The sequence below is a fragment of the Streptomyces poriticola genome, from assembly GCF_036689765.1.
Classification (GTDB): domain Bacteria; phylum Actinomycetota; class Actinomycetes; order Streptomycetales; family Streptomycetaceae; genus Streptomyces; species Streptomyces poriticola.
Map to the genome: position 1 here is coordinate 1 of NZ_JBAGKH010000012.1, position 26,186 is coordinate 26,186.

Consider the following 26,186-nt stretch of genomic DNA (forward strand, 5'->3'; position numbering starts at 1 on the left):
TCTCGCCGTACGCGTCCGCGGGCCCGCCCCCCACCAGGCCCCTGGAGCGATGCAGCCCGTCGGCCCCCGGGGCGACGCCCATCCGTTCCGCAGCGGACGCCGCCGCTGCGCGTGGGTGCCCACCCGTCCGGGTGGCGGGGTCCGCCCCGCCGCGGGGCAGTCGTGCCTCTCCAGGGGGCGGCACGGGTAGGCACAGGGCGGTGGCCCGACAAACCCGGGCCGCGCGGCTCACCCGCCCCAGCGCCGGCGGTCACCGGCGCCGTCGGTCGTCCGGGGGAGCCGTGGAGCCCCGGACCACCAGCTCCACCGGGATGTCGCCGCCCGCGGGCTCGCGGCCGTCCAGGACGGCCAGGAGGGCCTGCATCCCGCGTTCACCGAACGCCTCCGCGTCGAGGCGGACGGTGGTGAGCTCGGGATCGATCGCGGTGGCGAGGGCCAGGTCGTCCAGCCCGGTGACGGAGACATCGTCGGGGATGCGCAGCCCTCGGCGCCGCAGCGCCTTGTACGCGCCGGCGGCGAGTTTGTCGTCGTCGCAGACGAGGGCCGTGGGCAGCGGGCCAGGGCCCGCCAGCACGGCGTCCACGGCCGCACGGGCGCCGTCGATCGAGATGGGCGCGTGCGCGGTGCGCAGCTCGGCGCCGGGAACGCGGGCGAGCCGGCCGGCGAGTTCGCGGGCTCGTACCTCGAAGGTCCAGGAGGCGACGTCCGCCGCGAGGTGGAGGATCCTCCGGTGGCCGAGGGCCAGCAGATGGTCGGCCACCTGGCGGATCCCGTCGGCGATGTCGAGGTTGACGGTGGCCGCGCCGAGGCTCCCGTCGGGATCGCTGTCGAGCATGACGAGGGGGAGCTGGTCGCCGCGGATCGCGGTGAGCGCGTCGGCGGCCATGGAGGACGCGATGACGCCGTCGAGTGCGGCCTGGGCGGAGGCGAACGGGTCGCGGGCGGGGCCGATTCCTTCGGGGGAGGGGTAGAGGACGACGCCGAAGCCGTGTTCGGCGGCGATGCGTGCGGCGCCGGTGTAGACGCCGGCGAAGAATTCGGTGGTCAAGGCGGGGACGACGAGGAGGACGGTGCGGGTGCGGCCCAGGCGCAGGTTGCGCGCTGCGAGGTTGGGGCGGTAGCCGAGATCCTCCGCGGCCTGGCGTACGCGCTGGGCGGTGGCCGCGGAGACGCGTCCGCGCCATTTGTCGCCGAGGACCAGGGAGACCGCGGCCTGGGAGACGCCTGCTGCCTGGGCGACGTCCCGGCTGGTCGGGCGGGTGCTGCCTGGTGCCACCGGGGGCGCTCCTTCGTCTGGACTGGTGAACAGCGGACATGGTACGTATGAGCACGGAAGTTATACGTAAAACGTCGCCGTCGGCGAGGGGAGTGCGGCATGGTCACGGGGTATCTGGAGATTCTCCGGGCGCGGCATGCCGTGCGGCTGCTCGTCGGCACACTGGTCGGGCGGCTGCCGAATGCCACCGCGGCGATCGCGGTGGTCCTCTTCGTGCGTGCGGAGGGCGGGTCGTACAGCCTGGCGGGTGTGCTGGCGGCGGTGTACGGCGTTGCCAATGCGGTGGGGCAGCCGGTGCTGGGGCGGCTGGTCGATCTGTACGGGCAGCCGCGGGTCCAGCTGCCCGCCGCGCTGGCCTCGGCGGCCGCGATGGCCGTGTTCGCCTTCTCCGGGCTCGGGCCGATCGGCGTGGCGTACGCCTCCGTGGCGCTGGCGGGGCTGTTCACGCCGCCGCTGGAGGGCGGGCTGCGCGCGCTGTGGCCGGGAGTGCTGCGCCGGGAGGACCAGGTGCACACGGCCTATGCGATGGATGCCGTGGCCCAGGAGGTGATGTTCACCGTCGGGCCGCTTCTGGTGACGCTGTGTGTGTCGCTGTGGTCGGCGCAGTCTGCGCTGCTGGTGCTGAATGTGCTGGGGGTACTCGGTGCGCTGTCGGTGGTGGTGTCGCCGCCGTCGCGGGCGTGGCGGTCCGCTCCTCGTGAGGCGCACTGGCTGGGGGCGCTGCGCTCGCCGGGGCTGGTGGCGCTGCTGGTGGCGTTTCTGTTCGTGGGGAGTGCGCTGGGTTCCATCACGGTGGCGGCGTTGTCGTATGCGGACGGCCGTGGCGGTGATGCGGTGTACGGCTGGCTGATGGCCGGTGTGGGGCTGGGTGCGCTGGTCGGCGGGGTGGTGTACGGGGCGCGGCGGTGGAGCGGTGAGCCGGCGCGGCGACTGCAGGTGCTGGTGGCGCTGCTGGCGGTGTGTTATGTGCCGCTGATGCTGATGCCGGGTGTGGTGCCCATGGTGCTGCTGACCGTGGTGGCGGGGGTGTTCCTGGCTCCGGCGATCGCGTGTGCGTTCGTGCTGGTGGACCGGCATGCTCCGAGGGGCACGGTCACGGAGGCGTTCTCCTGGCTGGTGACCACCTTCACGGTGGGTGCGTCGGTGGGTACGGGCCTGGCCGGGCCGGTCGTGGAGGCGGGCGGTGCGGTGTGGGGGTTCGCGGTGCCGGCGGTGGCGGGGGCGGTGTCCCTGCTGGTGCTGATCGCCACGGGAGGGGTCCTCGCAGCTCCGGCGGGTCGGGGGGTGGTTGCGGCTTCATCGGAAAATGATCCGAACCGTGCCGTCGAACCCCGTTTCAGTTCGGGTGATCGGGCGTAATGTTCCCTCATGGACCGCCGCATTTTCGGGCTGGAGAACGAGTACGGCGTCACGTGCACGTTCAGGGGACAGCGCCGCCTGTCGCCTGACGAGGTGGCGCGATACCTCTTCCGCCGTGTCGTGTCATGGGGCCGCAGCAGCAACGTGTTTCTGCGCAACGGCGCCCGCCTCTATCTCGACGTGGGGTCGCATCCGGAGTACGCCACTCCTGAGTGTGACAACGTGATCGAGCTCGTCACCCATGACAAGGCGGGCGAGCGCATTCTCGAAGGACTCCTGGTGGACGCCGAACGCCGCCTGCACGAGGAGGGGATCGCGGGCGACGTCTATCTGTTCAAGAACAACACCGACTCGGCGGGGAACTCGTACGGGTGTCATGAGAACTACCTGGTGGCGCGGCACGGGGAGTTCTCCCGGCTGGCGGACATCCTCATCCCGTTCCTGGTGACGCGGCAGTTGCTGTGCGGGGCGGGGAAGGTGCTGCAGACGCCGCGGGGTGCGGTGTACTGCGTGAGCCAGCGGGCCGAGCACATCTGGGAGGGCGTCTCCTCGGCGACGACCCGGTCCCGGCCGATCATCAACACGCGCGACGAGCCGCACGCGGACGCCGAGCGCTACCGCCGGCTGCATGTGATCGTGGGCGACTCGAACATGTCCGAGACGACGATGCTGCTCAAGGTCGGTGCCACCGATCTGGTGCTGCGCATGATCGAGGCGGGCACGGTGATGCGGGATCTCACTCTGGAGAACCCGATCCGGGCGATCCGCGAGGTCAGCCATGACATCACCGGCCGCCGCAAGGTGCGGCTGGCCAGTGGGCGGGAGGCCTCGGCGCTGGAGGTGCAGCGGGAGTACTACGAGAAGGCGGTGGACTTCTGCGAGCGCCGCGGTATCCGCACCGGCACGGTGGAGCGGGTGCTGGAGCTGTGGGGGCGCACCCTGGAGGCCGTCGAGACCGAGGACCTCGACCGGATCGACACCGAGATCGACTGGGTGATGAAGTACAAGCTCCTGGAGCGGTACCGGGCCAAGCACAACATGACCATGTCGCATCCGAGGGTCGCTCAGATAGACCTCGCCTACCACGACATCCACCGCCGTCGTGGGCTGTACTACCTGCTGGAGAAGAAGGGGCAGGCGGTCCGGGTCTGCAACGATCTGAAGATCTTCGAGGGCAAGTCCGTTCCCCCGCAGACCACTCGGGCCCGGTTGCGCGGGGACTTCATCCGGCGGGCCCAGGAGCAGCGCCGGGACTTCACGGTCGACTGGGTGCATCTCAAGCTCAACGACCAGGCGCAGCGCACGGTGTTGTGCAAGGACCCGTTCCGGGCGGTGGACGACCGGGTGGAGAAGCTGATCGCCGGGATGTGAGCCGGGCTCCGGCCCGGGGACGCGGGTGAGGCGTTCCCGCAGCTGTGCCCCCGGACGCGTGTTCCGGATGCGCAGGACCGGAACGCCACACGGGCGCCGTACGTTTGCCGTACGGCGCCCTGCTCACGCGTAGAGTTGCGCGCACGCCGTCACCCGAAGACCGACCGATTACGAGGCCCTCACCGTGCGCCGACGCTCACTTCTCATCGCCGTACCCACCGGACTGGTCACCCTCGCCGCATGCGGTGACGAGGGGGCCGACGCGGGCCAGGCCGGCGACACCGCCTCGCCCACGGCGGCGGCCACGTCCGCGGCGCCCTCGCCCAAGATCGTCGACGGACCGCTGCCGGCGATCACGGCGGGCACGGAGTTCGGCCAGAAGCCCACGGTAGCCAAGGGCAGCGGCGACCCCTCGGACCAGCTGGCGGTGAAGACGGTCATCGCGGGCGGCGGCCGGACGGTCGCGGAGAACGACTACGTGGTGGCGAACTACCTGGGCCAGATCTGGGCCACCGCCAAGGTTTTCGACAACTCCTACGACCGCGATGCGCCGATCGTCATCCAGCTGGCGCAGGGCAGCATCATCGACGGCTGGCGGTATGCGCTCACGGGCAAGAAGACCGGCAGCCGGGTCGAGTTCTCGGTGCCCCCCACGTGGGGGTACGGCGAGCAGGGCAACGAGGAGGCGGGTATCGCGGGCGACGACACCCTGGTGTTCGTCGTCGATCTGCAGGACACCCTCAACAGCAAGAGCTCCGCCGATGGCACGGAGGTCCCGCAGGACGACGCTGCGCTGCCCAAGGTCGGTACGAACACCGACGGCAAGGCGCCTTCGATCGAGATCCCCGACGCCGACGCGCCGACCGAACTGGTGGCGAACTACGTGCTGGAGGGCGACGGTCCCGAGGTCGGCGCCCAGGACAGCCTGCTCGTGCAGTACAAGGGCGTGCTGTGGGACGGCGGTGAGGAGTTCGACTCGACCTACGCGCGCAAGCAGCTGGCGTCGTTCTCGCTGCAGCAGGTCGTCAAGGGGTGGTCGCAGGGCCTGACCGGCAAGAAGGTCGGCAGCCGGGTCCTCATCGTGGTGCCGCCGGACCTGGGCTACGGCGACAACCCGCCGCAGGGCAGCGACATCAGGAAGGACTCCACCCTGGTCTTCTCCGTCGACATCCTGGCGAAGATGTGACGCCCGGGGATGAAAGACTGGCGGGCGTTGCCTTTTCGCAGACAAGCAGGAGCTGAACACGTGAGCATCGACAAGCCCGAGATCGACTTCCCCGGCGGCGAGCCCCCGGCGGACCTCCAGATCAAGGACATCTGGGAGGGCGACGGCGAGGTTGCACAGGCGGGCCACACCGTCACCGTGCACTACGTCGGTGTCGCCTTCAGCACCGGCGAGGAGTTCGACGCCAGCTGGAACCGGGGTACCCCGTTCCGCTTCCCGCTCGGTGCCGGCCGCGTCATCGCGGGCTGGGACCGGGGTGTACAGGGCATGAAGGTCGGCGGCCGGCGCGAGCTGACCATCCCGGCCCACCTCGCCTACGGCAACCAGAGCCCGACTCCGGCGATCAAGCCCGGTGAGACGCTGATCTTCGTCGTCGACCTGCTCGGGGTCTGAGCGGAATCCGATCGGACCCGATCACCTGGGGCCCATGCCTGTCCGGGCGTGGGCCCTCGGCTTTTGCCCGGCCCTGGCGGGGCGGTACGGTCATCGGTTGTAAGCACCATAGGGAGAAGGGCGTCGATGGCCATTGCCAAGGCCGAGCGGCTGATGAACCTGGCGCTGTGCCTGCTCGGGACCGGGCGACCGCTCAGCAAGTACGAGCTGCGTGAGTCGATCGAGGCCTATCTGGAGGCGGGCTCGGACGACAGCTTCAACCGGATGTTCGAGCGGGACAAGGACGATCTGCGCGAGCTCGGCCTGGTCATCGAGACCGTCGAGGGCCTGGACGGCGAGGTCGGCTATCTCGCCCGCCGCGACAGCAACCGGCTGCCGCCCATCACCCTGGACGCCGAGGAGGCCGCCGCGCTGGGGCTGGCCGCCAAGGTGTGGCAGCAGGCCCGGCTCGCCGGTGCGGCCAGCGGCGCCCTGCAGAAGCTGCGCGCCGCCGGTCTGCCCGAGGACGTCGACCCCTATGAGGCGCACGGCGCGCTGGAACCGCGTATCCCGGTGCACGAGGCCGCCTTCGAGCCGCTGATGCTGGCCTGCCGGGACCGCCGTACCGTTGCCTTCGACTACCGCAAGGCCACCGCCGCCCGCCCGGAGACCCGGCATGTCGAGCCCTGGGCCCTGGAGTGCTGGCGCGGCCACTGGTATCTGGCCGGATTCGACCGGGACCGCGGCGCCGAGCGGGTGTTCCGGCTGTCGCGGATCACGGGCAGGGTGCGGTCGCGCGGCGGGCGGTTCACCGAGCCCGTCCCGGACGTGGTCACCGTCCGGGAGACGGTCGCGAGCTGGGCGGGTGAGACCGCCGACCGGTCCGCGCTGATCCGGTTGCGCTCCGGGGCCGGTTACCCCCTTCGGGCGAAAGCCTCTGCGGTGCGGGAACTCGGCGACGGCTGGGACGAGTTGGAGATTCCGTACGGGCACGGACTGGACGCCTGGCTGGTGGAGTTCGGGCCGGACGTGGTGGTCCTGGAGCCCGCCGAGCTGCGGGCCGACGTGGTGGACCGGCTGCGTGCCGTGGCCAAGGGCTGAGGGGGAGCGGACACACAGTGGCAGGCAAACCGGTCAGGGCCGTGAACGCCATCGACCAGACCCGGCGGATGCTGTCGTTGGTGACGTATCTGCGGGAGCGCCCGGGCGCCCGGGTCGAGGACGTCGCGCGTGCCTTCGGCATCACCGAGGACGAGTTGGTCTCCGACCTGGATGTGCTGCCCATGTGCGGCACCAGCTTCCGCGGCGGTGATCTGCTCGACATCGACACCGACGGCGAGCGTATCTGGTGGCACAATCCGGCCGCGCTCGGCGCGGACGCCGCCGAGCCGCTCCGGCTGGCCGCCGACGAGGCGACCGCGCTGCTGGTCGCCGCCCGCGCCGTGGCCACGCTGCCGGGGCTGCGCGAGAGCGACCGGCAGGCGCTGCTGCGCGCCACCGCCAAGGTCGAGGCCGCCGCGGGGGAGACGGCCGGCGCCAGCGCGCGGCTGTCGGTCACCTTCGAGTCCGAGGGCGGAGTCTTCGCCGACGTCGACCGGGCGATCTCGGAGCGGCGCCGTCTGTGGATCCGCTACTACTCCCCGGCCCGGGACGAGGTCACCGAGCGGGAGATCGACCCGATCCGCCTGGTCAGCGTCGGGCACACCTATGTGGAAGCGTGGTGCCGGCGCTCCGAGGCGCGGCGCACCTTCCGGCTCGACCGGGTCGCCGAGATCAGGATCCTCGATGAGCCGTCGGCGCCGCCGGAGGTCGAGCTGCGAGACCTGTCGGAGGGGCTGGTGCAGCCCGCCGCCGAGGACCCGGAGGTCGTGGTGGAGGTCGGCCCGGGCGGCCGGTGGGTGGCCGAGTACTACCCGCACGACAGTGCCGATGAGCTTCCGGACGGCGGGCTGCGTATCACCCTGCGTACCCCCGACCCGGCGTCGCTCAGACGGCTGGCCCTGCGGCTGGGACGCGACGGCCGGATCGTCGCGCCGCACGCGCTGGCCGACAGCGCCCGGGAGGCGGCGCACGAGGCGCTGGCGGCGTACGAGGGCATCGAGCCGCCGGTCCGGCCGGGGCCGGCGGTGGGCTCGGGGCAGGACGAGAGGCAGGAGTCGGGGCGTTGAGCGAGTCGGCGGGATCCGGGGTGCCGGGCATGTCGGTGGAGTCGGCGTTCGCCGGGATGACGGACGCGACGCCGGTGGTGTTCAAGGCGGGCTGCCCCGACTGCCGAGGGCGTTTCGAACTCGCCGCGAGTGCGCTGCGGCTGGCCATCGGCGCCAGCCGCCGTACGACCTTCTACTCGTTCACCTGCCCGGAGTGCGGTGCGGCCGTCCGGAAGCCGGCCGGGGAACGGATCGTGCAGCTGCTCACCGGCGGTGGGGTCAGTACGCTGCGCCTGCACTCCACGGCGTAGGGACTCCGCTTCGGCACGGGTCCGCGCGACGGTCTAGGCTCGGCGTCATGTTCTGGCCGATGTTCGCGGTTGCCGTGGGGTTCCTGGGTCTTGCCGTTCTCGCGGTGTTCGCGGTGCGGGTGTTTGTGGAGGCCCAGCGGCTGGGCCGGCAGGTGACCGACTCCGCCCGCCGCATCAGCCGGGCCGCGGACGACCTGGAGCGTGCGGCGACCAGCGCGGCCCGCTCGGCGGACGCGCTCTGACGCGGACCGGCTGTGAGAAGGGCGGGCTGGGACGCGGGGCGCCGTGACACGGACGCCGGCGCGCGGTGACGCTGTGCGAGAGGCCGCGCCGTCCACAGCCCTGTCACCGGGCCGCTGCGGGCGGGTACGCTGCTGATCGCGGCCCGGATAGCGAGGCCCGGTCGCGGACGGGAGCACGTACGTGAGTACGCATGGGGATTGCCCGACGTTTACCCCAGAGCGTTACGATCGCTGCACAACCCGATTGATCGGACGCATGTCCGACCGGTCGGACAGCTCCCCCACCCTGCCGCCTCGGTGAGAAGGTAAAGACTTATGTTCGGAAGGCTCGGACCTACCGAGATCATTCTTATCCTCGTCGTCATCATCCTGCTGTTCGGCGCGAAGAAGCTTCCGGACATGGCGAGGTCGCTCGGCAAGTCGGCCCGCATTCTCAAGAGCGAGGCGAAGGCGATGAAGGAGGACAGCAAGTCCTCCGCCCCGGCGGACCCGCCGAATCCCGGCGAGCAGCCCCCTGCTCAGCGCACCATCCAGGCGGCCCCCGGTGATGTGACCAGCTCCCGCCCGGTCACCGAGCCGACGGACACGACCAAGCGCTGACGCAGGGCCGGTGACCTCCGGCCCGCCGCACGAGATGGGAACGTGGGTTGCTGAAGCCTGCCCGCAACAAGGAGAAGGATCCGGAGGGGCGGATGCCCCTTGCGGAGCACCTCCGTGAGCTCCGCAACCGGCTCGCGAAGGCGCTGCTGGCCATCGTGGTCGTCGCGGTGGGCGCCGCCTTCTTCTACAACGAGATCATCAATTTCTTCACCAAGCCGATCCTCGACGCGGTCGGCTGCCCGAAGTCCTTCGAGGAGCTCGCCCAGCTCCCCGAGAACGAGCGGTGCGCAAGGATCACGATCAACGGTCTGCTCGGCCCCTTCACACTGGCCCTGAAGGTCGCTCTGATGTCCGGCATCGTGCTCGCCTCCCCGGTCTGGCTCTACCAGCTGTGGGCGTTCGTCGCCCCGGGTCTGCACCGGCACGAGAGGAAGTACGCCTACGCCTTCGTCGGCACCGGTGTCCCGCTGTTCCTCGGTGGTGCCTTCTTCGCGTACAAGGTGCTGCCGACCACCGCGAAGGTACTGATCGACTTCACGCCCTACGACGTCGACAACCTGCTTCCGCTGGACGAGCTGATCGACCTCGTCACGCGCATGGTGGTCGTGTTCGGCCTCTCCTTCGAGCTGCCGCTGCTGCTGGTCATGCTCAACATCACCGGGGTGCTGAGCGGCAAGCGGATGCTCGGCTGGTGGCGCGCGATGATCATGAGCATCACGCTGTTCGCGGCCGTCGTCACCCCCAGCACCGACCCGCTGACCATGATGGCGCTGGCCGGTCCGATCTGGGTCCTGTACTTCGGCGCCGTCGCGGTCGCGCTGCTCAACGACCGCCGCAGGGACCGCCGTGAGTCGCTGGCGCTCGGCGACGACGAGGCCTCCGAGCTGGACCTGTCCCCCGACGAGATCGGCGACGTCGAGCCGGTGTCCACCAGCAAGGCCCTGCCCGAGCAGTCCCGGACCGACCGGGTCAACGGCTACGACGATGTGACCTGACGCGTCACAAGGAGTCCCGGGCCCCGAGTGCCCGCATCCGCCCCGGACCGCGCCGCCGGTCCGGGGCGGTCCGCGATCCGGCCCCGTCCACTCGCTGAACTGGGCGGATCCCCGGCCCACGGCACCGGTCCGGATAATGATCGTCCTGTTGTCAGTGCGGCCCGGTACGCTCGAAAGCACGATGACAGAGGACCTCTCACCGGCCGAGCGGTACGCGGCAGCCCGCAGGCGCGCTGCCGAGCAGGCCACCGCGCTCGCCTCCTTCCGCGAGATGTACGAATTCGGCCTCGACCCCTTCCAGATCGAGGCCTGCCAGTCGCTCGAGGCGGGCAAGGGCGTTCTGGTGGCCGCGCCCACCGGCTCGGGCAAGACGATCGTCGGCGAGTTCGCCGTCCACCTCGCCCTCCAGCAGGGCAGGAAGTGCTTCTACACCACGCCCATCAAGGCGCTGTCCAACCAGAAGTACGCGGACCTGTGCCGCCGCTACGGCACCGACCAGGTCGGCCTTCTCACCGGGGACAACAGCGTGAACTCCGGCGCCCCGGTGGTCGTGATGACCACCGAGGTCCTGCGGAACATGCTGTACGCGGGCTCCCAGACCCTGCTGGGCCTCGGCTATGTGGTCATGGACGAGGTGCACTACCTCTCCGACCGCTTCCGCGGCGCCGTCTGGGAGGAAGTGATCATTCATCTCCCCGAGTCGGTGACGCTGGTGTCGCTGTCGGCGACCGTCTCCAATGCCGAGGAGTTCGGCGACTGGCTGGACACCGTCCGTGGCCACACCGAGGTGATCGTCTCCGAGCACCGGCCCGTGCCGCTGTTCCAGCACGTGCTCGCCGGCCGCCGGATGTACGACCTGTTCGAGGAGGGCGAAGGCCACAAGAAGGCCGTCAACCCCGATCTGATGCGGATGGCGCGCATGGAGGCGAGCCGCCCGTCGTACCAGGACCGGCGGCGCGGCCGGTCCATGCGCGAGGCCGACCGGGAGCGGGAGCGCAGACAGCGCTCGCGGATCTGGACGCCCGGCCGGCCCGAGGTCATCGAACGGCTGGACGCCGAGGGCCTGCTGCCCGCGATCACCTTCATCTTCAGCCGTGCCGCCTGCGAGGCCGCCGTCGAGCAGTGCCTGTACGCGGGGCTCCGGCTCAACGACCAGGAGGAGCGGGAGAAGGTCCGTGCCCTGGTGGAGGAGCGCACCGCCACCCTTGCGCCCGAGGACCTGCACGTCCTGGGCTACTACGAGTGGCTGGAGGGCCTGGAGCGGGGCATAGCGGCGCACCACGCGGGCATGCTGCCCACCTTCAAGGAGGTGGTCGAGGAGCTGTTCGTGCGCGGTCTGGTCAAGGCCGTCTTCGCGACCGAGACCCTCGCGCTGGGCATCAACATGCCCGCCCGTTCGGTGGTGCTGGAGAAGCTCGTCAAGTGGAACGGCGAGCAGCACGCCGACATCACGCCCGGCGAGTTCACCCAGCTCACCGGCCGGGCAGGCCGGCGCGGCATCGACATCGAGGGCCATGCCGTGGTGCTCTGGCAGCGCGGTATGAACCCCGAGCACCTCGCAGGACTGGCCGGCACCCGGACCTACCCGCTGCGCTCCAGCTTCCGGCCGTCGTACAACATGGCGGTCAATCTGGTGGAGCAGTTCGGCCGGCACCGCTCCCGGGAGCTGCTGGAGACCTCCTTCGCCCAGTTCCAGGCCGACCGCTCCGTCGTCGGCATCTCCCGCCAGGTGCAGCGCAACGAGGAGGGCCTGGAGGGCTACAAGGCCTCCATGACCTGCCACCTCGGCGACTTCGAGGAGTACGCGCGGCTGCGCCGCGAACTGAAGGACCGCGAGACGGAGCTGGCCCGGCAGGGCGCCGCGCAGCGGCGTGCCGAGGCCGCCGTGGCGCTGGAGCGGCTCAGGCCCGGCGATGTGATCCACGTGCCCACCGGCAAGTACGCCGGCCTGGCTCTGGTGCTGGACCCGGGCCTGCCCGCGGGGCGGTCCAACGGCCATCGCGGCTTCGATCACCACGACGGCCCGCGCCCGCTGGTGCTCACCGCCGAGCGGCAGGTCAAGCGGCTGGCGTCGATGGACTTCCCGGTGCCCGTCGAGCCGCTGGAGCGGATGCGGATCCCCAAGTCCTTCAACCCGCGCTCCCCGCAGTCCCGTCGGGACCTGGCCTCCGCGCTGCGCACCAAGGCCGGGCACATCCCGGCCGAGCGGCACCGCAAGCGGCGCTCCCAGGCAGCCGACGACCGGGAGATCGCCCGGCTGCGCAAGGCCCTGCGCGCCCACCCCTGCCACGGGTGCAGCGACCGCGAGGACCACGCCCGCTGGGCCGAGCGCTACCACCGGCTGCTACGCGACACCTCCCAGCTGGAGCGCCGGATCGAGGGCCGGACCAACACCATCGCCCGCACCTTCGACCGCATCGTGGCCCTGCTGACCGAGCTGGACTATCTGCGCGGCGACGAGGTCACCGAGCACGGCAAGCGGCTCGCCCGGCTCTACGGCGAACTCGACCTGCTGGCCAGCGAGTGCCTGCGCGAGCGGGTCTGGGAGGGACTCGGCCCGGCCGAACTCGCCGCGTGCGTGTCGGCGTTGGTGTACGAGTCCCGGGTCGCCGACGACGCGATGGCGCCCAAGCTGCCCTCCGGGCAGGCGAAGGCCGCCCTCGCTGAGATGGTCCGCATCTGGGGACGGCTGGACGCCTTGGAGGAGGAGTTCCGGATCACCCAGACCGAGGGTGTCGGCCAGCGCGAGCCGGACCTCGGCTTCGCCTGGTCCGCCTACATGTGGGCGTCCGGCAAGGGTCTGGACGAGGTGCTGCGCGAGGCGGAGATGCCGGCCGGTGACTTCGTGCGCTGGTGCAAGCAGGTCATCGACGTGCTCGGCCAGATCGCGGCGGCGGCACCGGCCGACGGCTCGACGGTCCCGAAGAACGCGCGCAAGGCGGTCGACGGACTGCTGCGCGGGGTGGTGGCCTACTCGTCCGTCGGATGACCCCGACGCGCCCAGCGTTCCGACGCCCTCGCCGGCTGTCCCATCTCGGGCGCCCGAGCACTGCTGCTCGGGCGCCCGCGTCATGTCGGGCCCTCTTGATTCACTCGTCACGGTGAGTGACTTTCGGACGCTCCTGCGTGGATACTATGTGTGTTCGATCAACTTCGAAGCGTGCAAATGGGCTTGAGGTTACTCCTGTCCCGGTGCCCGTTTCAGGTGGTTGCTGAATATGACACGGCGATGATCCGCTCGGACTAAGCTCGCCCGCAGCGCGCCGAGTTGCGGTGAATTCGCGCGCTTGTTCCCTCGTATGCCGAACCGTCCCGACAGTTCCATGACATACCCCCTTGCAAGCTCCCCCATCCCCAGCCGAACCGTTTTCAGAGGGCCTACATGGTGAGTGTTGCTTCCCCGCCCGGCAATCGTGAACTCCCTTACGCACGTGTGCTGTTGCTGCCCGCGATACTGATGGCCGCGGCCACCGGCGCCGCCGTCGCCCTGGTGACCGAACCGGCCCGGATCGCCGTGGGGATCTGCGGCGCCGTCGCCACGCTCCTGGTCACCGCGACGGCCGCCGAAGCGGTGCGCCGCGGCCGGGTCCTGCGGGCGGCACGCGCCGACCACGCCCGTCACAGCGCGTATCTGGAGCGGCGGATCAGCCAGCACGACGCGGAGCTCCTCCGCCTGGGCCGGGAGATCCTCCCCGCCACCCTCGCCTACATGCGCAGGGGCAACCACCCCCGGGACGTCATGACCCGGCTCGGGCTGCTCGACCCCTCGTACGCCACGCTCGCCGAGCCGCAGCTCGCCCTGCTCCGCCGGGTCCTCGACGTCATCGACCACGAGGACACCGCGCTCGAAGCCTCGCGGCGCTCCTTCGTCGACATCGCCCGCCGGGTCCAGGCCATCGTCCACCAGCAGGCCAACGAACTGCGCGAGATGGAGGAGGACCACGGCCGCAACCCCGAGGTCTTCGACGACCTGCTGCGCATCGACCACGGCAACGCGCTGATCGGCCGGCTCGCCGACTCCATCGCCGTCATCGGCGGCGGCCGGCCGGGCCGCCAGTGGCCTTCGCCGGTGGCGCTGTACAGCGTGCTGCGCGGCGCCATGTCCAGGATCCTGGAGTACCGCCGGATCGACCTGTCCTCCATCGCCAAGGTCAACATCAAGGGCACCGCGGTCGAGCCGGTCATCCACGCCGCGGCCGAACTCCTCGACAACGCCACCCGCTACTCCCCGCCCAACACCAAGGTGCATGTCACCGCCACCGAGGTGCAGACCGGCGTCGCCGTCGAGATCGAGGACGCCGGTGTCAATCTCAGCGAGGACGCCCGGCTGCGCATCGAGGGCATGCTGGAGAGCGCCAAGCAGGGCACCGACCTGGATGACATCAGCGGCAACCCCAGGCTCGGCCTGGCCGTCGTCGGCCGACTGTGCGCGGCGTTCGACATGCATGTCTCCCTGCGGGCCTCCGCCTACGGCGGGGTACGCGCCATCCTGATCATCCCCAGCTACATGATGACCGAGGAGCCCGGCGTCGGACTGGCCCACGGCATCGGCGCCGCCTCGCTGCCGTCCCAGGGCCCCGACGCACTCCCCGGCCCTGCGCGCAGGCCCAAGAAGCGGCGCCCGACCAGTCCGCGCATCCCCGACTCGGTCTCCTTCGAGGACGACGTCCCCGAGGTCACCGAGTGGACGGCCGGCGGCCTGCCGCAGCGCCGCAGCAGAGTGAAGATGCCGCTCAGCCAGCGCCTGGCCGAACAGGCCGCCTGGGAGCGGGAGGAGGCCGAGCGAGAGGCCCGCGAGGCCGCCGAGCGGGCCCGCAACGGCGAGTGGGAGACGGCCGAACCGGAGCCCGAGGAGAAGCAGGACGACGACGAGACCCCGCCGGGGCTGTGGGTCGAGGCCTTCTGGGAGGGCCTGAAGGGCGACCCGGACCCGAACGCATTCACCCAGCCGCCCAATGAGCCGGCCCACGCCCCGGCCGACGACGAGGGGGACCTCAAGTGATCCAGCAGCAAGGCAAGTTCGACTGGATGCTCAAGCAGCTCTACGACGGTGTCCCCGGCATCGAGATGATCGTGGTGCTGTCCGCCGACGGGCTGCGCATCGCCCGCTACTCCGGCGACCCCGACGCCGCCGACCGGGTCTCCGCCGCGTGTGCGGGACTGCAGAGCCTCGCGAGCGCCGTCGCCGAGGAGATTCCGACCAGCGACGGCAAGATGAAGCTGGTCATCATCGAGATCAACGGCGGCTACTTCTATCTGATGGCCGCGGGTGCCAACGCCTACCTCGCCGTGCTCTCCGACATCCGATGCGAGCCCGGCATGATGAGCAACCGCATGCGCGACCTGGTCGCCCGCATCGGCCCGCACCTGACCAGTCCGGCCCGGCGTAACGGGCAGACCGTATGACTCCTCCCCGACGCCAGCGGCGACACCCCAAACCGCAGCCGCCCGCCCCCACCCCTCCGGCAGGCCAGCCGCCCAAGGAGGGCGAGAAGAAGAACCCCGAGCGGTTATACGTGATCGGCGACGGGGACGGCGGGCGTGCCGAGATCGACCTGGTGACGTTGATCGTGGCCAACCGCGACACTCCGCCCGCGTCCGCGACCCCGGAGCAGGCCGCCCTGCTCCGGCTGTGCGTCGCCCCCCTCTCCGTCGCGGAGCTGTCGGCCTACCTGAACCTGCCGTTCAGTGTGGTGACCGTACTGCTCACCGATCTGCTCGTGGCGGAGCTGGTGCAGGCACGCGCCCCCATCGTCCGCCAGAAGGTCGCCGACCGATCCCTCCTCGAAGCGGTGATGCATGGACTTCAAAAGCTCTGACACGATTCCGGGACCACGCACCGAGGACCGGCTTCCGCAGTCCACCGAGGCCGCCGTGAAGCTCGTCATCGTGGGCGGCTTCGGTGTCGGCAAGACCACCATGGTCGGCTCGGTCAGCGAGATCAAACCGCTGACCACCGAGGAGACCATGACCCAGGCCGGCATCGGCGTCGACGACAACTTCGGTTCCGCCACCAAGACGGCCACCACCGTCGCCATGGACTTCGGCCGCATCAGCATCACCGACCAGCTGGTGCTCTACCTCTTCGGCACACCCGGCCAGGAGCGCTTCTGGTTCCTGTGGAACGGACTCTTCGAGGGCGCCCTCGGCGCGGTGGTACTGGTGGACACGCGTCGGCTCGAGGTCAGCTTCGACGTGATGGGGCGGTTGGAGGAGCGCGGCGTGCCGTTCGTGGTGGCCGTCAACGCCTTCCCGGACGCGCCGCATTACCCCGTGGAGGAGCTGCGCACGGCGCTCGACCTCTCCGAGGAGATCCCGATCATGGAGTGCGATGTGCGCCGCCGGGCCTCCAGTCGCGACGTCCTGATGACTTTGATGCGCTTCCTGCACTCCCTCGCCATGGCGGGCGCGCTGCGCTGACCGCGCGCCCCACCATCCCAGCAACCAGCAACCAGCAACCAGCAACCAGCAACCAGCAACCAGCAACCAGCAACCAGCAACCAGCAAGCAGCAACCAGCAACAGCACTCCCACGACCCACGTTCCCCGCCACCCTCCCCGAACCCGCAACCCCCCATTCCCGCAACCCGAATACTCCGCTTTCCCAGCTTCGGAGCGACCACTGTGACGGCTGAATCCCACCCCCTGACCGGAACGGGCGACCCCATCCTCGACCCACCCCCCGGCTGCCCCGCCCATGGCCTCGGCCCCGGAGGACTGCACCGGCTGTACGAGGCCGAGGAACCCAACGACCTGTACGTCAAACTCCGGGACGAGTACGGCCCCGTGGCGCCCGTGCTGCTCCACGACGACGTGCCGATGTGGGTGGTCCTCGGGCACGCCGAGAATCTGCAGCTGGTGTCCACACCCGCGAAGTTCACCCGGGACAGCCGCATCTGGACACCGCTCAAGGAGGGCATGGTCAAGCCCGACCACCCGCTGATGCCGCACATCGCCTGGCAGCCGATCGCCTCGCACGCCGAGGGCGACGAGCACAAGCGGCTGCGCGGCGCGGTCTCGGGCGCCATGTCCACGATCGACTACCGGGGGCTGCGCCGCTATGTCCGCCGGCACAGCCAGATCCTGGTCAACCAGTTCTGCGAACGGGGCCGTGCCGATCTCGTCGGCCGGTTCGCGGAGCATCTGCCGATGGCCGTGATGTGCGAGATCTTCGGCATGGCGGGCGAGTACAGCGACCGGCTGGTGGAGGCCGCCCGGGACGCGCTCAAGGGCACCGAGACCGCGATCGCCAGCCACACCTACGTCATGGAGATCCTGCAGCGGCACACCGCCCGCCGCCGCGCCGAGCCCGCCGAGGACTTCACCTCCTACCTGATCAACCACCCGGCGGGGCTCACCGACGACGAGGTCCGGGAGCATCTGCGGCTGGTTCTCTTCGCCGCCTACGAGGCGACCGTCAACCTCATCTCCAATGTGCTGCGCGTGGTGCTCACCGACCCGCGGTTCCGCGCCCGGCTCAGCGGCGGCGAGATGACCGTGCCGGAGGCGGTCGAGCAGTCGCTGTGGGACGAGCCGCCGTTCAGCACGATCTTCGCCTACTTCGCCAAGCAGGACACCGAGCTGGGCGGCCAGCGCATCCGCCAGGGCGACGGTCTGCTGCTCGGCATCGCGCCGGGCAACGTCGACCCGCGCATCCGGCCCGACCTGGCCGCCAGCATGATGGGCAACCGCTCCCACCTCGCCTTCGGCGGCGGCCCCCACGAGTGCCCCGGCCAGGACATCGGCCGTGTCATCGCCGACGCGGGCGTGGACGCGCTGCTGATGCGGCTGCCGGACGTACGGCTCGACTGCCCGGAGGAGGATCTGAGCTGGCGCGCGTCGATCGCGTCCCGGCACCTCGTGTCGCTGCCGGTGCGGTTCGAGCCCAAGGAGCAGCAGGAGGTGTCGATGCCGCCGAGCCACTCCCCGGTGCCGATCGGGCACAGCATCTGGTACTCCGGCGCCCCCCAGCCCCCTTCGGTGTCCGTGCCGCAGCCGGCCGAGCCCGCCGACTCCCCGGCCACGCCGCCCGCGACGGAGCCCCAGCCGGTCGCCGAGCCGGAACCGGTTCCCGTGCCGGACCGGCCGCGCGGCGTCTGGCAGCGATTCCTGCGCTGGTGGCGCGGCTACTGACCCGTGGCCCAGGCGTCGTAGGAGGCCCAGGCCTCCAGCTCCCGGCCGCTGCGGAACCGGTGCTCCCGCCCGGTGACCGGATCGGTGAACGCCAGCCCGCACGCGAGCAGTTGCAGCGGGCGGCGGAAATCACCGGCCGGCACCGGGTCGGTCACCGCGGGGTACAGCGGATCGCCGAGGATCGGCACACCGAGCGCGCTCATGTGCACGCGCAGCTGATGCGTCTGCCCGGTGGCGGGCTCCAGCCGGAAACGGCCGAGCGTGCCGCAGGGTGCCGGCCGGTGCCCGAGCAGTTCGATACGGCTCACGGCGTTCGGCTCGCCCTCAAGCTCCCGGGCGGCCGGCACCCCGCGTTCCTTCACGATGCGGCTGCGCACCGTCCGGGGCAGAGCGAGCGAGGGATCGTACGGGGCCACGGCCTGGTACTCCTTGCGCACCTGCCGGTCTCGGAACAGCGTCTGGTAGGCGCCGCGCTCCTCTGGGCGGACCGTGAACAGCACCAGCCCGGCGGTGAGCCGGTCGAGGCGGTGCGCGGCGGTGAGCGCCGGAATGCCCAGCTCCAGGCGCAGCCGCGCGAGCGCCGTCTCCACGACATGGCTGCCCCGCGGAGTGGTGGCGAGGAAGTGCGGTTTGTCGGCGACGACGATGTGTTCGTCGCGGTACACCACGTCGAGCAGGAAGGGCACCCGGGGCTCGGCGGGCAGCTCCCGGTGGAACCACACATACGCGCCGGGCCGGTACGGCGCCTCCGCCGGCACCGGCCGCCCGGCGGCGTCGACCACCAGCCCCGCGTCGATCATCCGTGCGACGGCTCCCGGCGGCGCCCCGGACAACCGCTCCACCAGATGCGCGCGCACCGTGGCCCACCGACCGTCGACGGGCAGCCGTACCCGCACCGGGTCGACCCCGTCGCGCTGAGGGAGCGGGGCGGGCGGCGGAGGGGTACGACGGCGGCTCATCGCCCGCCAGCGTACGAGCCGGAGCCGGATCCCGGGAAAGGACCCCGGGAGACGCCACCGGACACGGAAGGGACACCCGCGCCGGGCCCCGCCGCGGACCACACTGCGGCCGGCCGGGCGGTGCGGAGCGCCTGCCTCAGCAGCAGGATGTTCGCGTCGCCAAGCAGGTCGGGCGAAGTCCCCTGCGGCTCGGCAGCGCCCTGAAGGGGCGCGGGGACTGCGCGACCAGCCCCGGCGGCGCCGCGGACGAGCGACGGCACAGCGCGGCACCTCCAGCGGAGCGCTCAGGCCGCGGACGCCGGTGCCGCGCCCCGCTCCTCCGCCTCGATCCGGGCGTTCCACTCCGGCTTCGACGCCTGCCAGCCGTCCTCGTTGTGGCCGAGCCGCCAGTAGCCGGAGACGGAGAGGTCCTCGCGGGGCACCTGGTGCTCCATCCGCAGCAGCCTGCGCAGCTCCTTCACGCTGCCCGCCTCGCCGTGCACGAACGCGTGCACCCGGCCCTCGGGGAACCGCAGCCCCCGTACGGCCTCCACCAGGGCCCGGCCGACCGGGCGGTCACCACGGTGCAGCCAGACGATCCCGGCGTCGGAGTCGATCTTCTGCTCCTCCTCGGGGCCGGCCACCTCCACGAAGGCGAAGACCCGGGCGCCCCGGGGCATGGCCTCGAGGGAGCGGGCGATGGCGGGCAGTGCGCTCTCGTCACCCGCGAGCAGATGCCAGTCCGCGGCGGGATCGGGAGCGTAGGCGCCGCCGGGACCGAGGAAGCGCACGGTCTCGCCGGGCCGGACGCGCAGTGCCCACGGCCCGGCCAGCCCCTCGTCGCCGTGCACCACGAAGTCCAGCGACAGCTCCCGGTGTTCGGGATCCCAGTGGCGCACGGTGTAGGTGCGGGTCACCGGCCACTGCTCGCGGGGGAACTCCGCGCGGATGCGCTCCAGGTCGAAGGGCTCCGGGTAGACGGCGCCCCCGGCGGGGAAGAGGAGCTTCACGTAGTGGTCGGTGCAGGTGTCCGCCGAGAAGCCGACTAGCGAGTCGCCGCCCAGGACCACGCGCTGCATATGCGGGGTCAGCCGCTCCGTGCGGACGACCTGTGCGGTGTGCGGCTTCCGCGGCGGCTTGCGTCCCGGTCGGTCTGCCATCACGGTCTCCCTGTCCCTGAGTTAGGCTCACCTGAGTTAGGTTCGCCTAAGTTAGCATCTCCCGGCTGCCCGGCGCCTCATGGACACACACCTCGCCGTCCGCGTTCCCCTGGGCGGGATCCTGATGCGTCGCGCGCGGGCTCAGGCGGTGAGCGTGCCGAGCAGCCGCTCCAGCGATCCGCCGAGGCCCCAGCGGGCCGCCAGCTCGCGCAGGGCCGCGGGGTCGCGCGGGGAACGGGGCAGGGCGGTGGCGACGTCCGGCAGCGGGACGTCGTCGGCGACCCGCACCACCTTCGGGGCCACCGCCAGATAGGGCCGGGCCTCGGTCAGGCGCCGGCGCTGGGTGGGGGTGAGCCGGGCGCGCGGATCCTCCACGGCAGCCAGGATGCCGGCCAGGTCCCCGAACTCCGCCAGCAGTTTCGCCGCGGTCTTCTCGCCGATACCGGCCACGCCGGGCAGCCCGTCACTGGGGTCGCCGCGCAGCAGCGCCAGGTCCGCGTAGCCGGAGCCGTCGACGCCGTACCTCTCCCGCAGCAGCGCCTCGTCGGTGAGCTGCAGGGTGCCGACCCCCTTGAGCGGGTACAGCACCCGCACGCCGCGGGCGTCGTCGACGAGCTGGTACAGGTCCCGGTCGCCGGTGACGATGTCGACCGGGCCGGCGGCGCGCCCGGTGTAGGTGCCGATCACGTCGTCCGCCTCGTACCCGGCCACGCCGACCCGGGCGATGCCCAGCGCGTCGAGAACTGCCTCGATCACCGGCACCTGCGGCGACAGCGTGTCGGGCACTTCCTCCTCGTCCGGGCCGGCCTCGTGCTCCTCGGCGACGCGGTGCGCCTTGTACGAGGGGATCAGCTCGACCCGCCAGTGCGGGCGCCAGTCGGCGTCCATGCAGGCCACCAGCCGGTCCGGGCGGTGGTCCCGGACGAGCCGGTCGATGAAGTCGAGCAGCCCGCGCACGGCGTTCACCGGCGAGCCGTCGGGAGCCTTCACGGACTCCGGGACGCCGAAGTAGGCGCGGAAGTAGAGGGAGGCGGTGTCGAGGAGCATCAGTCGTCCGGTCACGTCCCGCATCATGCCGCAGCCCGGGCGGCGGGACCGTAACCATGCCGCGAACCGGGCGGCCCTGGACGTGGCCTGGTTCCCCTGGGACGAGGACATCGCCATCACCTACCTGTGGAAGAACGTGCTGGAGCGCCGCGGCTACCGGCTGAACCTGAAGCAGACGGACGTCGGCCCCGTCTACACCGGCCTGGCCTCCGGCGACCTCGACCTCAACTTCGACGCCTGGCTGCCGCACGCCCAGAAGAACTACCGGGAGAAGAGCAAGGACCACCTCACGGACCTGGGCACCTGGTACGAGCCGACCTCGCTGGAGATCGCCGTGCCCGCCTACGTCGAGGACGTGAGGACCATGGCGGACCTCGAGGGCAGGGCCGGCCTCTACGACGGGAAGATCATCGGTATCGAGCCGGGCACCGGGGAGATGGACCTGGTCAGGAACTCGGTCCTGCCCGGGTACGGCCTGGACGACGAGTACGAGGTCGTGGACGGCTCCACCCCGGCGATGCCGGCCGAGCTGGAGCGCGCCTACGCCGAGAGGAAGCCGGTCGCGGTCACCCTGTGGTCGCCGCACTGGGCGTACGCCGAGTACGACCTGACCAAGGTCGAGGACCCCAGGAAACTCTGGGGCGAGAACTACACGATCCACACGATCGCGAGCAAGAAGTTCCCCGAGCAGTATCCGCAGCTCACCGAGTGGATCAAGAACTTCACCATGGGCGAGGAGGAGCTCGCGACCCTGGAGGCGGAGATCAAGAACCGCGGCCAGGGACACGTAGGAAGCGGTGGCCGCCTGGCTCGAGGAGCGCCCGGAGGTCGCCGAGCGGATGACCGCCTGCTGATCGCCTCCCGACGGCAGCACCCCTGCCGAGCCACCGCCCGAGGTGCGGGCCACCGCGCACCGCAGTGCGGCCGGCCCGCCCCTCGAGGCGTCGCGGCCCTGCCCGGACGGCGAGGGACGACGGTAAGGATCCGGACAACCACGGAGCGCAATGCCGGAGCCCGAACCGCGACCGGTTCGGGCACAACGACGCGGAAGGGGAACCCGGTAGAGCGTCCGGGACGGCCCGCCCGGCCGGGCCCGTGCACCGGATCGGTGGCGCGAACTGTGAGCTCGGGGCGGCTGCGGAACGACGACGATGTGACGGGCACGGGAAACGGTTTGCCGAACATGCGTAGGGTGCAGAGAACTCATCAGGAGAGCTGCGCCCGGGCACCGGCACAGCGGCGGCACGACGACGGGTGAAGGAGGGAGCCGGAGCGATGGGCGACCACAAAGAACAGCCCCTTCGGGTAGGCGCGGCCGTGCGGCGTCGCCGCCGCGCCCTGGAGCTCACCCTTGCCGTCGTGGCCGAGCGCAGCGGGCTGTCGGTCCCCTTCCTGAGCCAGGTGGAGAACGACCGGGCCCGGCCCAGTCGCAGTTCCCTGGAGAAGGTGGCCGACGCGCTGCGCACCACCGCGGTGGAGCTGCTGGCCGCCGCCGACCCCGCATGCAGTGTGGACGTGGTCCGCGCCGAGGATCTCGAGGCGGCCTTCGCCCCCCGGGTGCGGTCGCTGGTCCGCGGCCACCACCAGATGCACGCCTCGGAGTTCACCGGCGACCACGACGCCGGCCGCGAGCTCCGTTACCGCAACGACCAGCTGATGTACGTCGCCGAGGGCGCGGTGGAGATCGAGGCCGAGGGCCGTGCCTACCGGCTGGGCCGCGGCGACACGCTGTACCTCACCGGCGGGGTCCGGCACCGCTGGCGCGCGACCGTGCCGGACACCCGGCTGGTCGTCGTCGCCGTCGCCGAGCACATCGAGGCCGTCCGGGACCGGAAGCGCCCGTGAGCCGCCCGGCGCGGATCGTCTCCCTGGTGCCGTCGCTGACCGAGGCCGTCGCGCACACCCTCCCCGGCGCCCTGGTCGGCGCCACCGACTGGTGCACCCACCCCGCGGACCTCGACGTCGTCCGGGTCGGCGGCACCAAGAACCCCGAGGCCGAGCGGATCCTCGCGCTCGCCCCCGATCTGGTGATCGCCAACGAGGAGGAGAACCGGGCCGTCGACCTGGACGCCCTGCGCGCCTCGGGTCTGGAGGTGCTGGTGACCGAGGTGCGCTCCGTGCCGCAGTCCTTCGCCGAGCTGGCCCGGGTACTCACGGCGTGCGGCGCCGGGGCCCGGCCCCGCTGGCTGGACGAGGCGGAGGCGGCCTGGGCCGCGCCGCCGCCGGAGCGGCGCAGCACCGCCGTCGTTCCGGTCTGGCGCCGCCCGTGGATGGTCCTGGGCCGGGACACCTTCGCCGGCGACGTCCTGGCCCGCCTCGGTGTCGACCAGCTGTACGCCGGGCACGCCGAGCGCTACCCGCGGATCCCGGTCGAGGAGCTGCGCGCCGCTGCCCCCGATGTCGTCGTGCTCCCGGACGAGCCCTACCGTTTCGCCGCCGACGACGGCCCGGAGGCCTTCCCGGGCCTGCCGTGCGCCCTGGTCAGCGGTCGGCATCTCACCTGGTACGGGCCGTCGCTGGCCCAGGCTCCGCGGGTGCTGTCCGCGGCCCTGCGAGCAGCGCGCCGCTGACCAGCCCCTGCCCGGTCCGCACGGCCGCCACCGCCCAGGCGGTGACCAGCACCGCGTACAGGGCGACGGCGAGTGCCCCGTACACGGCGAGCCCGGTGTGCCGGGCCAGCGCCCCGGCGCCGGTGACACAGGTGCCCACGGGGAAGGTGAACGACCACCAGGTCATCGAGAAGCCCATCCCGAGCCGCCCGGCCCGCACGACGTGCGCGGTGGCCAGTACGAGCCACAGCAGCGCGAACCCCATCACCGGCACGCCGTACGCCACCGCGAGCACCCCGAAGCCGGCCGCGTACGGGGCCGGCAGGACACCAGGGGCGGCGTCGGCGAACTGGCCGGCGGCCGTGGTCGACTGCCCGAGCGGGCCGAGGACGAGGAACAGTGTCGGGGTCAGCGCGAGCGGCAGCGGTCCGGAGGTCAGCAGCCGGGCGAAGACCAGCGGCAGCATCACCAGGGTGGCCAGCAGACTCACCCCGAACAGGGCGACGCACGCCAGCAGCAGGGTCTCCCGCGGCTGGCCGCCCGGCAGACGGGGGACCAGCAGCGGTCCGACGGCTGCGGACACCATCGGCGCCACCAGCGGCAGCAGCCACACCGGGCTGGCCTGCGCCGGCTCGATCCGGTGGCGCACGGCCATCAGATACGGCACGGCCACGGCGGCCGCGAGCCCGACGACCGTACCGGCGACGAACAGCACGGCGCCCAGGGCGACCGAGGCGCGCAGGCCGGTCCAGTCGCGGCCGACGCCGAGTGCGCCGCCGCCGACGGCGGACAGCGCCATCGCCAGACAGCCGTAGAAGGGGGCCGCCGCGGGGTCCAGCAGATGGGCGCGGGCCTGATCGCGGTGGTGGCGCCAGTGCAGTGCCCGGGCGACGAGCAACGCCGCCAGCAGCAGTGCCGACAGCACCCAGATCGCCGTGCAGGCCGTGCGCAGCGCGGGCAGACGCAGCGGCAGCGAGGCCCCGGCGGTGGCCACGATGGCGGTGCCCATGACACACGCGTACCAGTTGGGGCCGAGATGGCGGACGGCCGGGACGCGGGGCGGGCGGGCGGCGGCACGGGGAAGCGGCTGGGCTGCGGTGACCATGATCCCCACAGTCGCCGGAGCCGAATGCGCCGACCAGGGACCATGCCTCTATGAGGACATAAACTGGGGTTATGGGCAGGGCGGAGGACACGGAGACGGGCAGCAGGAACGGAAGTGCGGCCGCGGCCCGGACACCTCCGGGATCGCTGGCGCACCGGGTGCCGGACCTGGGGGCGCTGGAGCTGCTGCTGGCGGTGGCGCGGCTGGGCAGTCTGGGCGGGGCGGCGCGCGAGCTGGGCATCACCCAGCCCGCCGCCAGCAGCCGGATCCGCTCCATGGAACGCCAGCTGGGCGTCGCCCTGGTGGACCGCTCACCGCGGGGGTCTCGGCTCACCGACGCCGGTGCGCTGGTCACCGACTGGGCGCGGCGGATCGTGGAGGCGGCCGAGGCCTTCGACGCGGGTGCGCAGGCGCTGCGGGACCGCCGTGACTCCCGGCTGCGGGTGGCGGCGAGCATGACGATCGCCGAGTACCTGCTGCCCGGCTGGCTGCTCGCGCTGCGGGCACAGCGGCCGGACACGGCGGTGTCGCTGCTCGCCGGGAACTCGGCGGCGGTGGCCGAGCGGCTGCTGACCGACGAGGCCGACCTCGGCTTCGTGGAGGGGCTGGACGTCCCCGCCGGACTGGACTCCGCCGTGATCGCCCACGACCGGCTGATCGTGGTGACCGCGCCGGGTCACCCCTGGACCCGCCGGCGCCGTCCGCTGGCCGCCGCGGAACTGGCGGCGACCCCGCTGATCCTGCGGGAGAAGGGCTCCGGCACCCGGCAGGTCCTGGACGCTGCCCTCGGCGGACTGGCCCGCCCGCTGATCGAGCTGTCCTCCACCACCGCGGTCAAGGCCGCCGCAGTGAGCGGGGCGGGCCCGGCCGTGCTCAGCGAACTCGCCGTCGGTGAGGAACTGGCCATGCGCCGCCTGGTGAGCGTCCCCCTCGCCGACATCACCCTCGCCCGTGACCTGCGTGCCGTCTGGCCCACCGGCCACCGCCCGACGGGCCCGGCCCGCCAGCTGCTGTCCCTGACGCGGGGCTGAGCCCGGCCGGTGCCCGCAGCCGGCGAGGGAGCCGGTGACGGGCCCTCACTCCCGGCGTGCCGTGACGAAGCGGACGAAGCCGGCGGCGCGCGGGGCGAACGTGACCTCGCACTGCTCGCCGAGCGCCGCGCGCACCTCGGCCGTGACCTCGGCGTCCGGCCGGCCGAACACCTCGAAGCGCTCCACCCGGCAGTGCTCCATCACCTCCTGGACGTACGGGTCCGCCGGCTTCAGTGCGTGCGGACCGTGTCGGAGTCCCGGCAGAGCTGGAAGCTGTGCGCCGGCATCCGCTCCTCGTCCACGAAGGTCTGCACCATGAGCTGCGG

General features: G+C 71.8%; 25 protein-coding genes and 1 pseudogene. 20 read left to right on the forward strand and 6 right to left on the reverse strand.

Going from position 1 to position 26,186, the window contains the following annotated elements:
* Window positions 1–250: 250 nt before the first annotated feature.
* On the reverse strand, window positions 251–1,276 hold the full coding sequence (locus V5O46_RS17460; RefSeq protein WP_332885528.1) for a LacI family DNA-binding transcriptional regulator: 1,026 nt from the start codon (window positions 1,274–1,276) through the stop codon (window positions 251–253).
* Between the two features lie 99 nt (window positions 1,277–1,375).
* On the opposite strand from V5O46_RS17460, the gene V5O46_RS17465 reads away from it, so the two are divergent.
* The 16 genes from V5O46_RS17465 to V5O46_RS17540 all read left to right on the forward strand — a co-directional run bounded on the left by V5O46_RS17465 (window position 1,376) and on the right by V5O46_RS17540 (window position 18,030).
* On the forward strand, window positions 1,376–2,635 hold the full coding sequence (locus V5O46_RS17465; RefSeq protein WP_332885529.1) for an MFS transporter: 1,260 nt from the start codon (window positions 1,376–1,378) through the stop codon (window positions 2,633–2,635).
* Between the two features lie 9 nt (window positions 2,636–2,644).
* On the forward strand, window positions 2,645–4,006 hold the full coding sequence (gene pafA, locus V5O46_RS17470) for a Pup--protein ligase (protein WP_332885530.1): 1,362 nt from the start codon (window positions 2,645–2,647) through the stop codon (window positions 4,004–4,006).
* Between the two features lie 184 nt (window positions 4,007–4,190).
* Window positions 4,191–5,192, forward strand: coding sequence for an FKBP-type peptidyl-prolyl cis-trans isomerase (locus V5O46_RS17475; protein WP_332885531.1), 1,002 nt, complete (start codon window positions 4,191–4,193; stop codon window positions 5,190–5,192).
* A 60-nt stretch (window positions 5,193–5,252) separates the two neighbouring features.
* A complete protein-coding gene (locus V5O46_RS17480; protein WP_332885532.1) occupies window positions 5,253–5,624 on the forward strand; it encodes an FKBP-type peptidyl-prolyl cis-trans isomerase in 372 nt (123 codons plus the stop codon).
* A gap of 126 nt (window positions 5,625–5,750) precedes the next feature.
* The gene (locus V5O46_RS17485; protein WP_332885533.1) at window positions 5,751–6,704 is read left to right on the forward strand and encodes a helix-turn-helix transcriptional regulator; all 954 of its coding nucleotides are present in this window, start codon (window positions 5,751–5,753) and stop codon (window positions 6,702–6,704) included.
* A gap of 17 nt (window positions 6,705–6,721) precedes the next feature.
* On the forward strand, window positions 6,722–7,771 hold the full coding sequence (locus V5O46_RS17490; protein WP_332885534.1) for a helix-turn-helix transcriptional regulator: 1,050 nt from the start codon (window positions 6,722–6,724) through the stop codon (window positions 7,769–7,771).
* Complete coding sequence (locus V5O46_RS17495) at window positions 7,768–8,061, forward strand: CpXC domain-containing protein (RefSeq protein ID WP_332885535.1); 294 nt, start codon at window positions 7,768–7,770, stop codon at window positions 8,059–8,061. The genes V5O46_RS17490 and V5O46_RS17495 overlap by 4 nt, the downstream gene beginning before the upstream one ends.
* A 47-nt stretch (window positions 8,062–8,108) precedes the next feature.
* Window positions 8,109–8,303, forward strand: coding sequence for a hypothetical protein (locus V5O46_RS17500; protein WP_332885536.1), 195 nt, complete (start codon window positions 8,109–8,111; stop codon window positions 8,301–8,303).
* Between the two features lie 315 nt (window positions 8,304–8,618).
* Entirely contained in the window at window positions 8,619–8,903 is a 285-nt protein-coding gene (tatA, locus tag V5O46_RS17505) for a Sec-independent protein translocase subunit TatA (RefSeq protein WP_332885537.1), read from the forward strand.
* 47 nt (window positions 8,904–8,950) lie between these two features.
* Window positions 8,951–9,898, forward strand: coding sequence for a twin-arginine translocase subunit TatC (tatC, locus tag V5O46_RS17510; protein WP_332885538.1), 948 nt, complete (start codon window positions 8,951–8,953; stop codon window positions 9,896–9,898).
* A gap of 136 nt (window positions 9,899–10,034) precedes the next feature.
* Complete coding sequence (locus V5O46_RS17515) at window positions 10,035–12,887, forward strand: DEAD/DEAH box helicase (RefSeq protein WP_332885539.1); 2,853 nt, start codon at window positions 10,035–10,037, stop codon at window positions 12,885–12,887.
* Window positions 12,888–13,280: 393 nt separating this feature from the next.
* Window positions 13,281–14,900, forward strand: coding sequence for a sensor histidine kinase (locus tag V5O46_RS17520; RefSeq protein WP_332885540.1), 1,620 nt, complete (start codon window positions 13,281–13,283; stop codon window positions 14,898–14,900).
* On the forward strand, window positions 14,897–15,304 hold the full coding sequence (locus V5O46_RS17525) for a roadblock/LC7 domain-containing protein (RefSeq protein ID WP_332885541.1): 408 nt from the start codon (window positions 14,897–14,899) through the stop codon (window positions 15,302–15,304). Before V5O46_RS17520 ends, V5O46_RS17525 begins: the two co-directional genes overlap by 4 nt.
* The gene (locus V5O46_RS17530; protein WP_332885542.1) at window positions 15,301–15,717 is read left to right on the forward strand and encodes a DUF742 domain-containing protein; all 417 of its coding nucleotides are present in this window, start codon (window positions 15,301–15,303) and stop codon (window positions 15,715–15,717) included. The genes V5O46_RS17525 and V5O46_RS17530 overlap by 4 nt, the downstream gene beginning before the upstream one ends.
* Window positions 15,698–16,318: a GTP-binding protein gene (locus tag V5O46_RS17535; protein ID WP_332885543.1), complete on the forward strand. Its 621-nt coding sequence runs from the start codon at window positions 15,698–15,700 to the stop codon at window positions 16,316–16,318. The genes V5O46_RS17530 and V5O46_RS17535 overlap by 20 nt, the downstream gene beginning before the upstream one ends.
* Window positions 16,319–16,521: 203 nt before the next feature.
* Window positions 16,522–18,030: a cytochrome P450 gene (locus tag V5O46_RS17540; RefSeq protein WP_332885544.1), complete on the forward strand. Its 1,509-nt coding sequence runs from the start codon at window positions 16,522–16,524 to the stop codon at window positions 18,028–18,030.
* Here the strand turns inward: V5O46_RS17540 and V5O46_RS17545 are convergent.
* From V5O46_RS17545 to V5O46_RS17555, 3 genes are all read right to left on the reverse strand, one after another.
* Window positions 18,024–18,989 carry an RluA family pseudouridine synthase gene (locus tag V5O46_RS17545; protein WP_332885545.1) on the reverse strand — a complete coding sequence of 322 codons (966 nt, stop codon included), beginning with the start codon at window positions 18,987–18,989 and terminating at the stop codon, window positions 18,024–18,026. The two genes, V5O46_RS17540 and V5O46_RS17545, sit on opposite strands and share 7 nt — an antisense overlap.
* Before the next feature lie 284 nt (window positions 18,990–19,273).
* Window positions 19,274–20,128 (reverse strand): siderophore-interacting protein, encoded by an 855-nt coding sequence (locus V5O46_RS17550; protein ID WP_332885546.1) that lies wholly within the window; start codon window positions 20,126–20,128, stop codon window positions 19,274–19,276.
* Window positions 20,129–20,269: 141 nt separating this feature from the next.
* Window positions 20,270–21,199, reverse strand: coding sequence for a 5'-3' exonuclease (locus V5O46_RS17555; RefSeq protein WP_332885658.1), 930 nt, complete (start codon window positions 21,197–21,199; stop codon window positions 20,270–20,272).
* Between the two features lie 49 nt (window positions 21,200–21,248).
* Between V5O46_RS17555 and V5O46_RS17560 the strand changes: the two are divergent.
* The 3 genes and pseudogenes from V5O46_RS17560 to V5O46_RS17570 all read left to right on the forward strand — a co-directional run.
* A pseudogene (locus tag V5O46_RS17560) lies at window positions 21,249–22,029 on the forward strand (glycine betaine ABC transporter substrate-binding protein); the annotation flags it as partial.
* A gap of 421 nt (window positions 22,030–22,450) precedes the next feature.
* Complete coding sequence (locus V5O46_RS17565; protein ID WP_332885547.1) at window positions 22,451–23,020, forward strand: helix-turn-helix domain-containing protein; 570 nt, start codon at window positions 22,451–22,453, stop codon at window positions 23,018–23,020.
* Window positions 23,017–23,745, forward strand: a complete 729-nt coding sequence (locus V5O46_RS17570; RefSeq protein WP_332885548.1) for a helical backbone metal receptor — start codon at window positions 23,017–23,019, stop codon at window positions 23,743–23,745. The genes V5O46_RS17565 and V5O46_RS17570 overlap by 4 nt, the downstream gene beginning before the upstream one ends.
* On the opposite strand, the gene V5O46_RS17575 is transcribed toward V5O46_RS17570, so the two are convergent.
* Window positions 23,672–24,829 (reverse strand): TDT family transporter, encoded by a 1,158-nt coding sequence (locus tag V5O46_RS17575; protein WP_332885549.1) that lies wholly within the window; start codon window positions 24,827–24,829, stop codon window positions 23,672–23,674. The genes V5O46_RS17570 and V5O46_RS17575 overlap by 74 nt on opposite strands.
* 71 nt (window positions 24,830–24,900) lie before the next feature.
* On the opposite strand from V5O46_RS17575, the gene V5O46_RS17580 reads away from it, so the two are divergent.
* Entirely contained in the window at window positions 24,901–25,860 is a 960-nt protein-coding gene (locus tag V5O46_RS17580) for a LysR family transcriptional regulator (RefSeq protein ID WP_332885550.1), read from the forward strand.
* 45 nt (window positions 25,861–25,905) lie between these two features.
* On the opposite strand, the gene V5O46_RS17585 is transcribed toward V5O46_RS17580, so the two are convergent.
* Complete coding sequence (locus tag V5O46_RS17585) at window positions 25,906–26,061, reverse strand: hypothetical protein (RefSeq protein WP_332885551.1); 156 nt, start codon at window positions 26,059–26,061, stop codon at window positions 25,906–25,908.
* Window positions 26,062–26,186 lie beyond the last annotated feature (125 nt).

Coding starts and splice junctions, on each gene's coding strand:
- V5O46_RS17465 (WP_332885529.1), top strand. CDS start 1,376: ATGGTCACGGGGTATCTGGAGATTCTCCGGGCGCGGCATGCCGTGCGG.
- pafA (WP_332885530.1), top strand. CDS start 2,645: ATGGACCGCCGCATTTTCGGGCTGGAGAACGAGTACGGCGTCACGTGC.
- V5O46_RS17485 (WP_332885533.1), top strand. CDS start 5,751: ATGGCCATTGCCAAGGCCGAGCGGCTGATGAACCTGGCGCTGTGCCTG.
- V5O46_RS17500 (WP_332885536.1), top strand. CDS start 8,109: ATGTTCTGGCCGATGTTCGCGGTTGCCGTGGGGTTCCTGGGTCTTGCC.
- tatA (WP_332885537.1), top strand. CDS start 8,619: ATGTTCGGAAGGCTCGGACCTACCGAGATCATTCTTATCCTCGTCGTC.
- V5O46_RS17515 (WP_332885539.1), top strand. CDS start 10,035: ATGATCGTCCTGTTGTCAGTGCGGCCCGGTACGCTCGAAAGCACGATG.
- V5O46_RS17520 (WP_332885540.1), top strand. CDS start 13,281: ATGGTGAGTGTTGCTTCCCCGCCCGGCAATCGTGAACTCCCTTACGCA.
- V5O46_RS17530 (WP_332885542.1), top strand. CDS start 15,301: ATGACTCCTCCCCGACGCCAGCGGCGACACCCCAAACCGCAGCCGCCC.
- V5O46_RS17535 (WP_332885543.1), top strand. CDS start 15,698: ATGGACTTCAAAAGCTCTGACACGATTCCGGGACCACGCACCGAGGAC.
- V5O46_RS17545 (WP_332885545.1), bottom strand. CDS start 18,989: ATGAGCCGCCGTCGTACCCCTCCGCCGCCCGCCCCGCTCCCTCAGCGC.
- V5O46_RS17550 (WP_332885546.1), bottom strand. CDS start 20,128: ATGGCAGACCGACCGGGACGCAAGCCGCCGCGGAAGCCGCACACCGCA.
- V5O46_RS17555 (WP_332885658.1), bottom strand. CDS start 21,199: ATGCGGGACGTGACCGGACGACTGATGCTCCTCGACACCGCCTCCCTC.
- V5O46_RS17565 (WP_332885547.1), top strand. CDS start 22,451: ATGGGCGACCACAAAGAACAGCCCCTTCGGGTAGGCGCGGCCGTGCGG.
- V5O46_RS17575 (WP_332885549.1), bottom strand. CDS start 24,829: ATGGTCACCGCAGCCCAGCCGCTTCCCCGTGCCGCCGCCCGCCCGCCC.
- V5O46_RS17580 (WP_332885550.1), top strand. CDS start 24,901: ATGGGCAGGGCGGAGGACACGGAGACGGGCAGCAGGAACGGAAGTGCG.
- V5O46_RS17585 (WP_332885551.1), bottom strand. CDS start 26,061: ATGGAGCACTGCCGGGTGGAGCGCTTCGAGGTGTTCGGCCGGCCGGAC.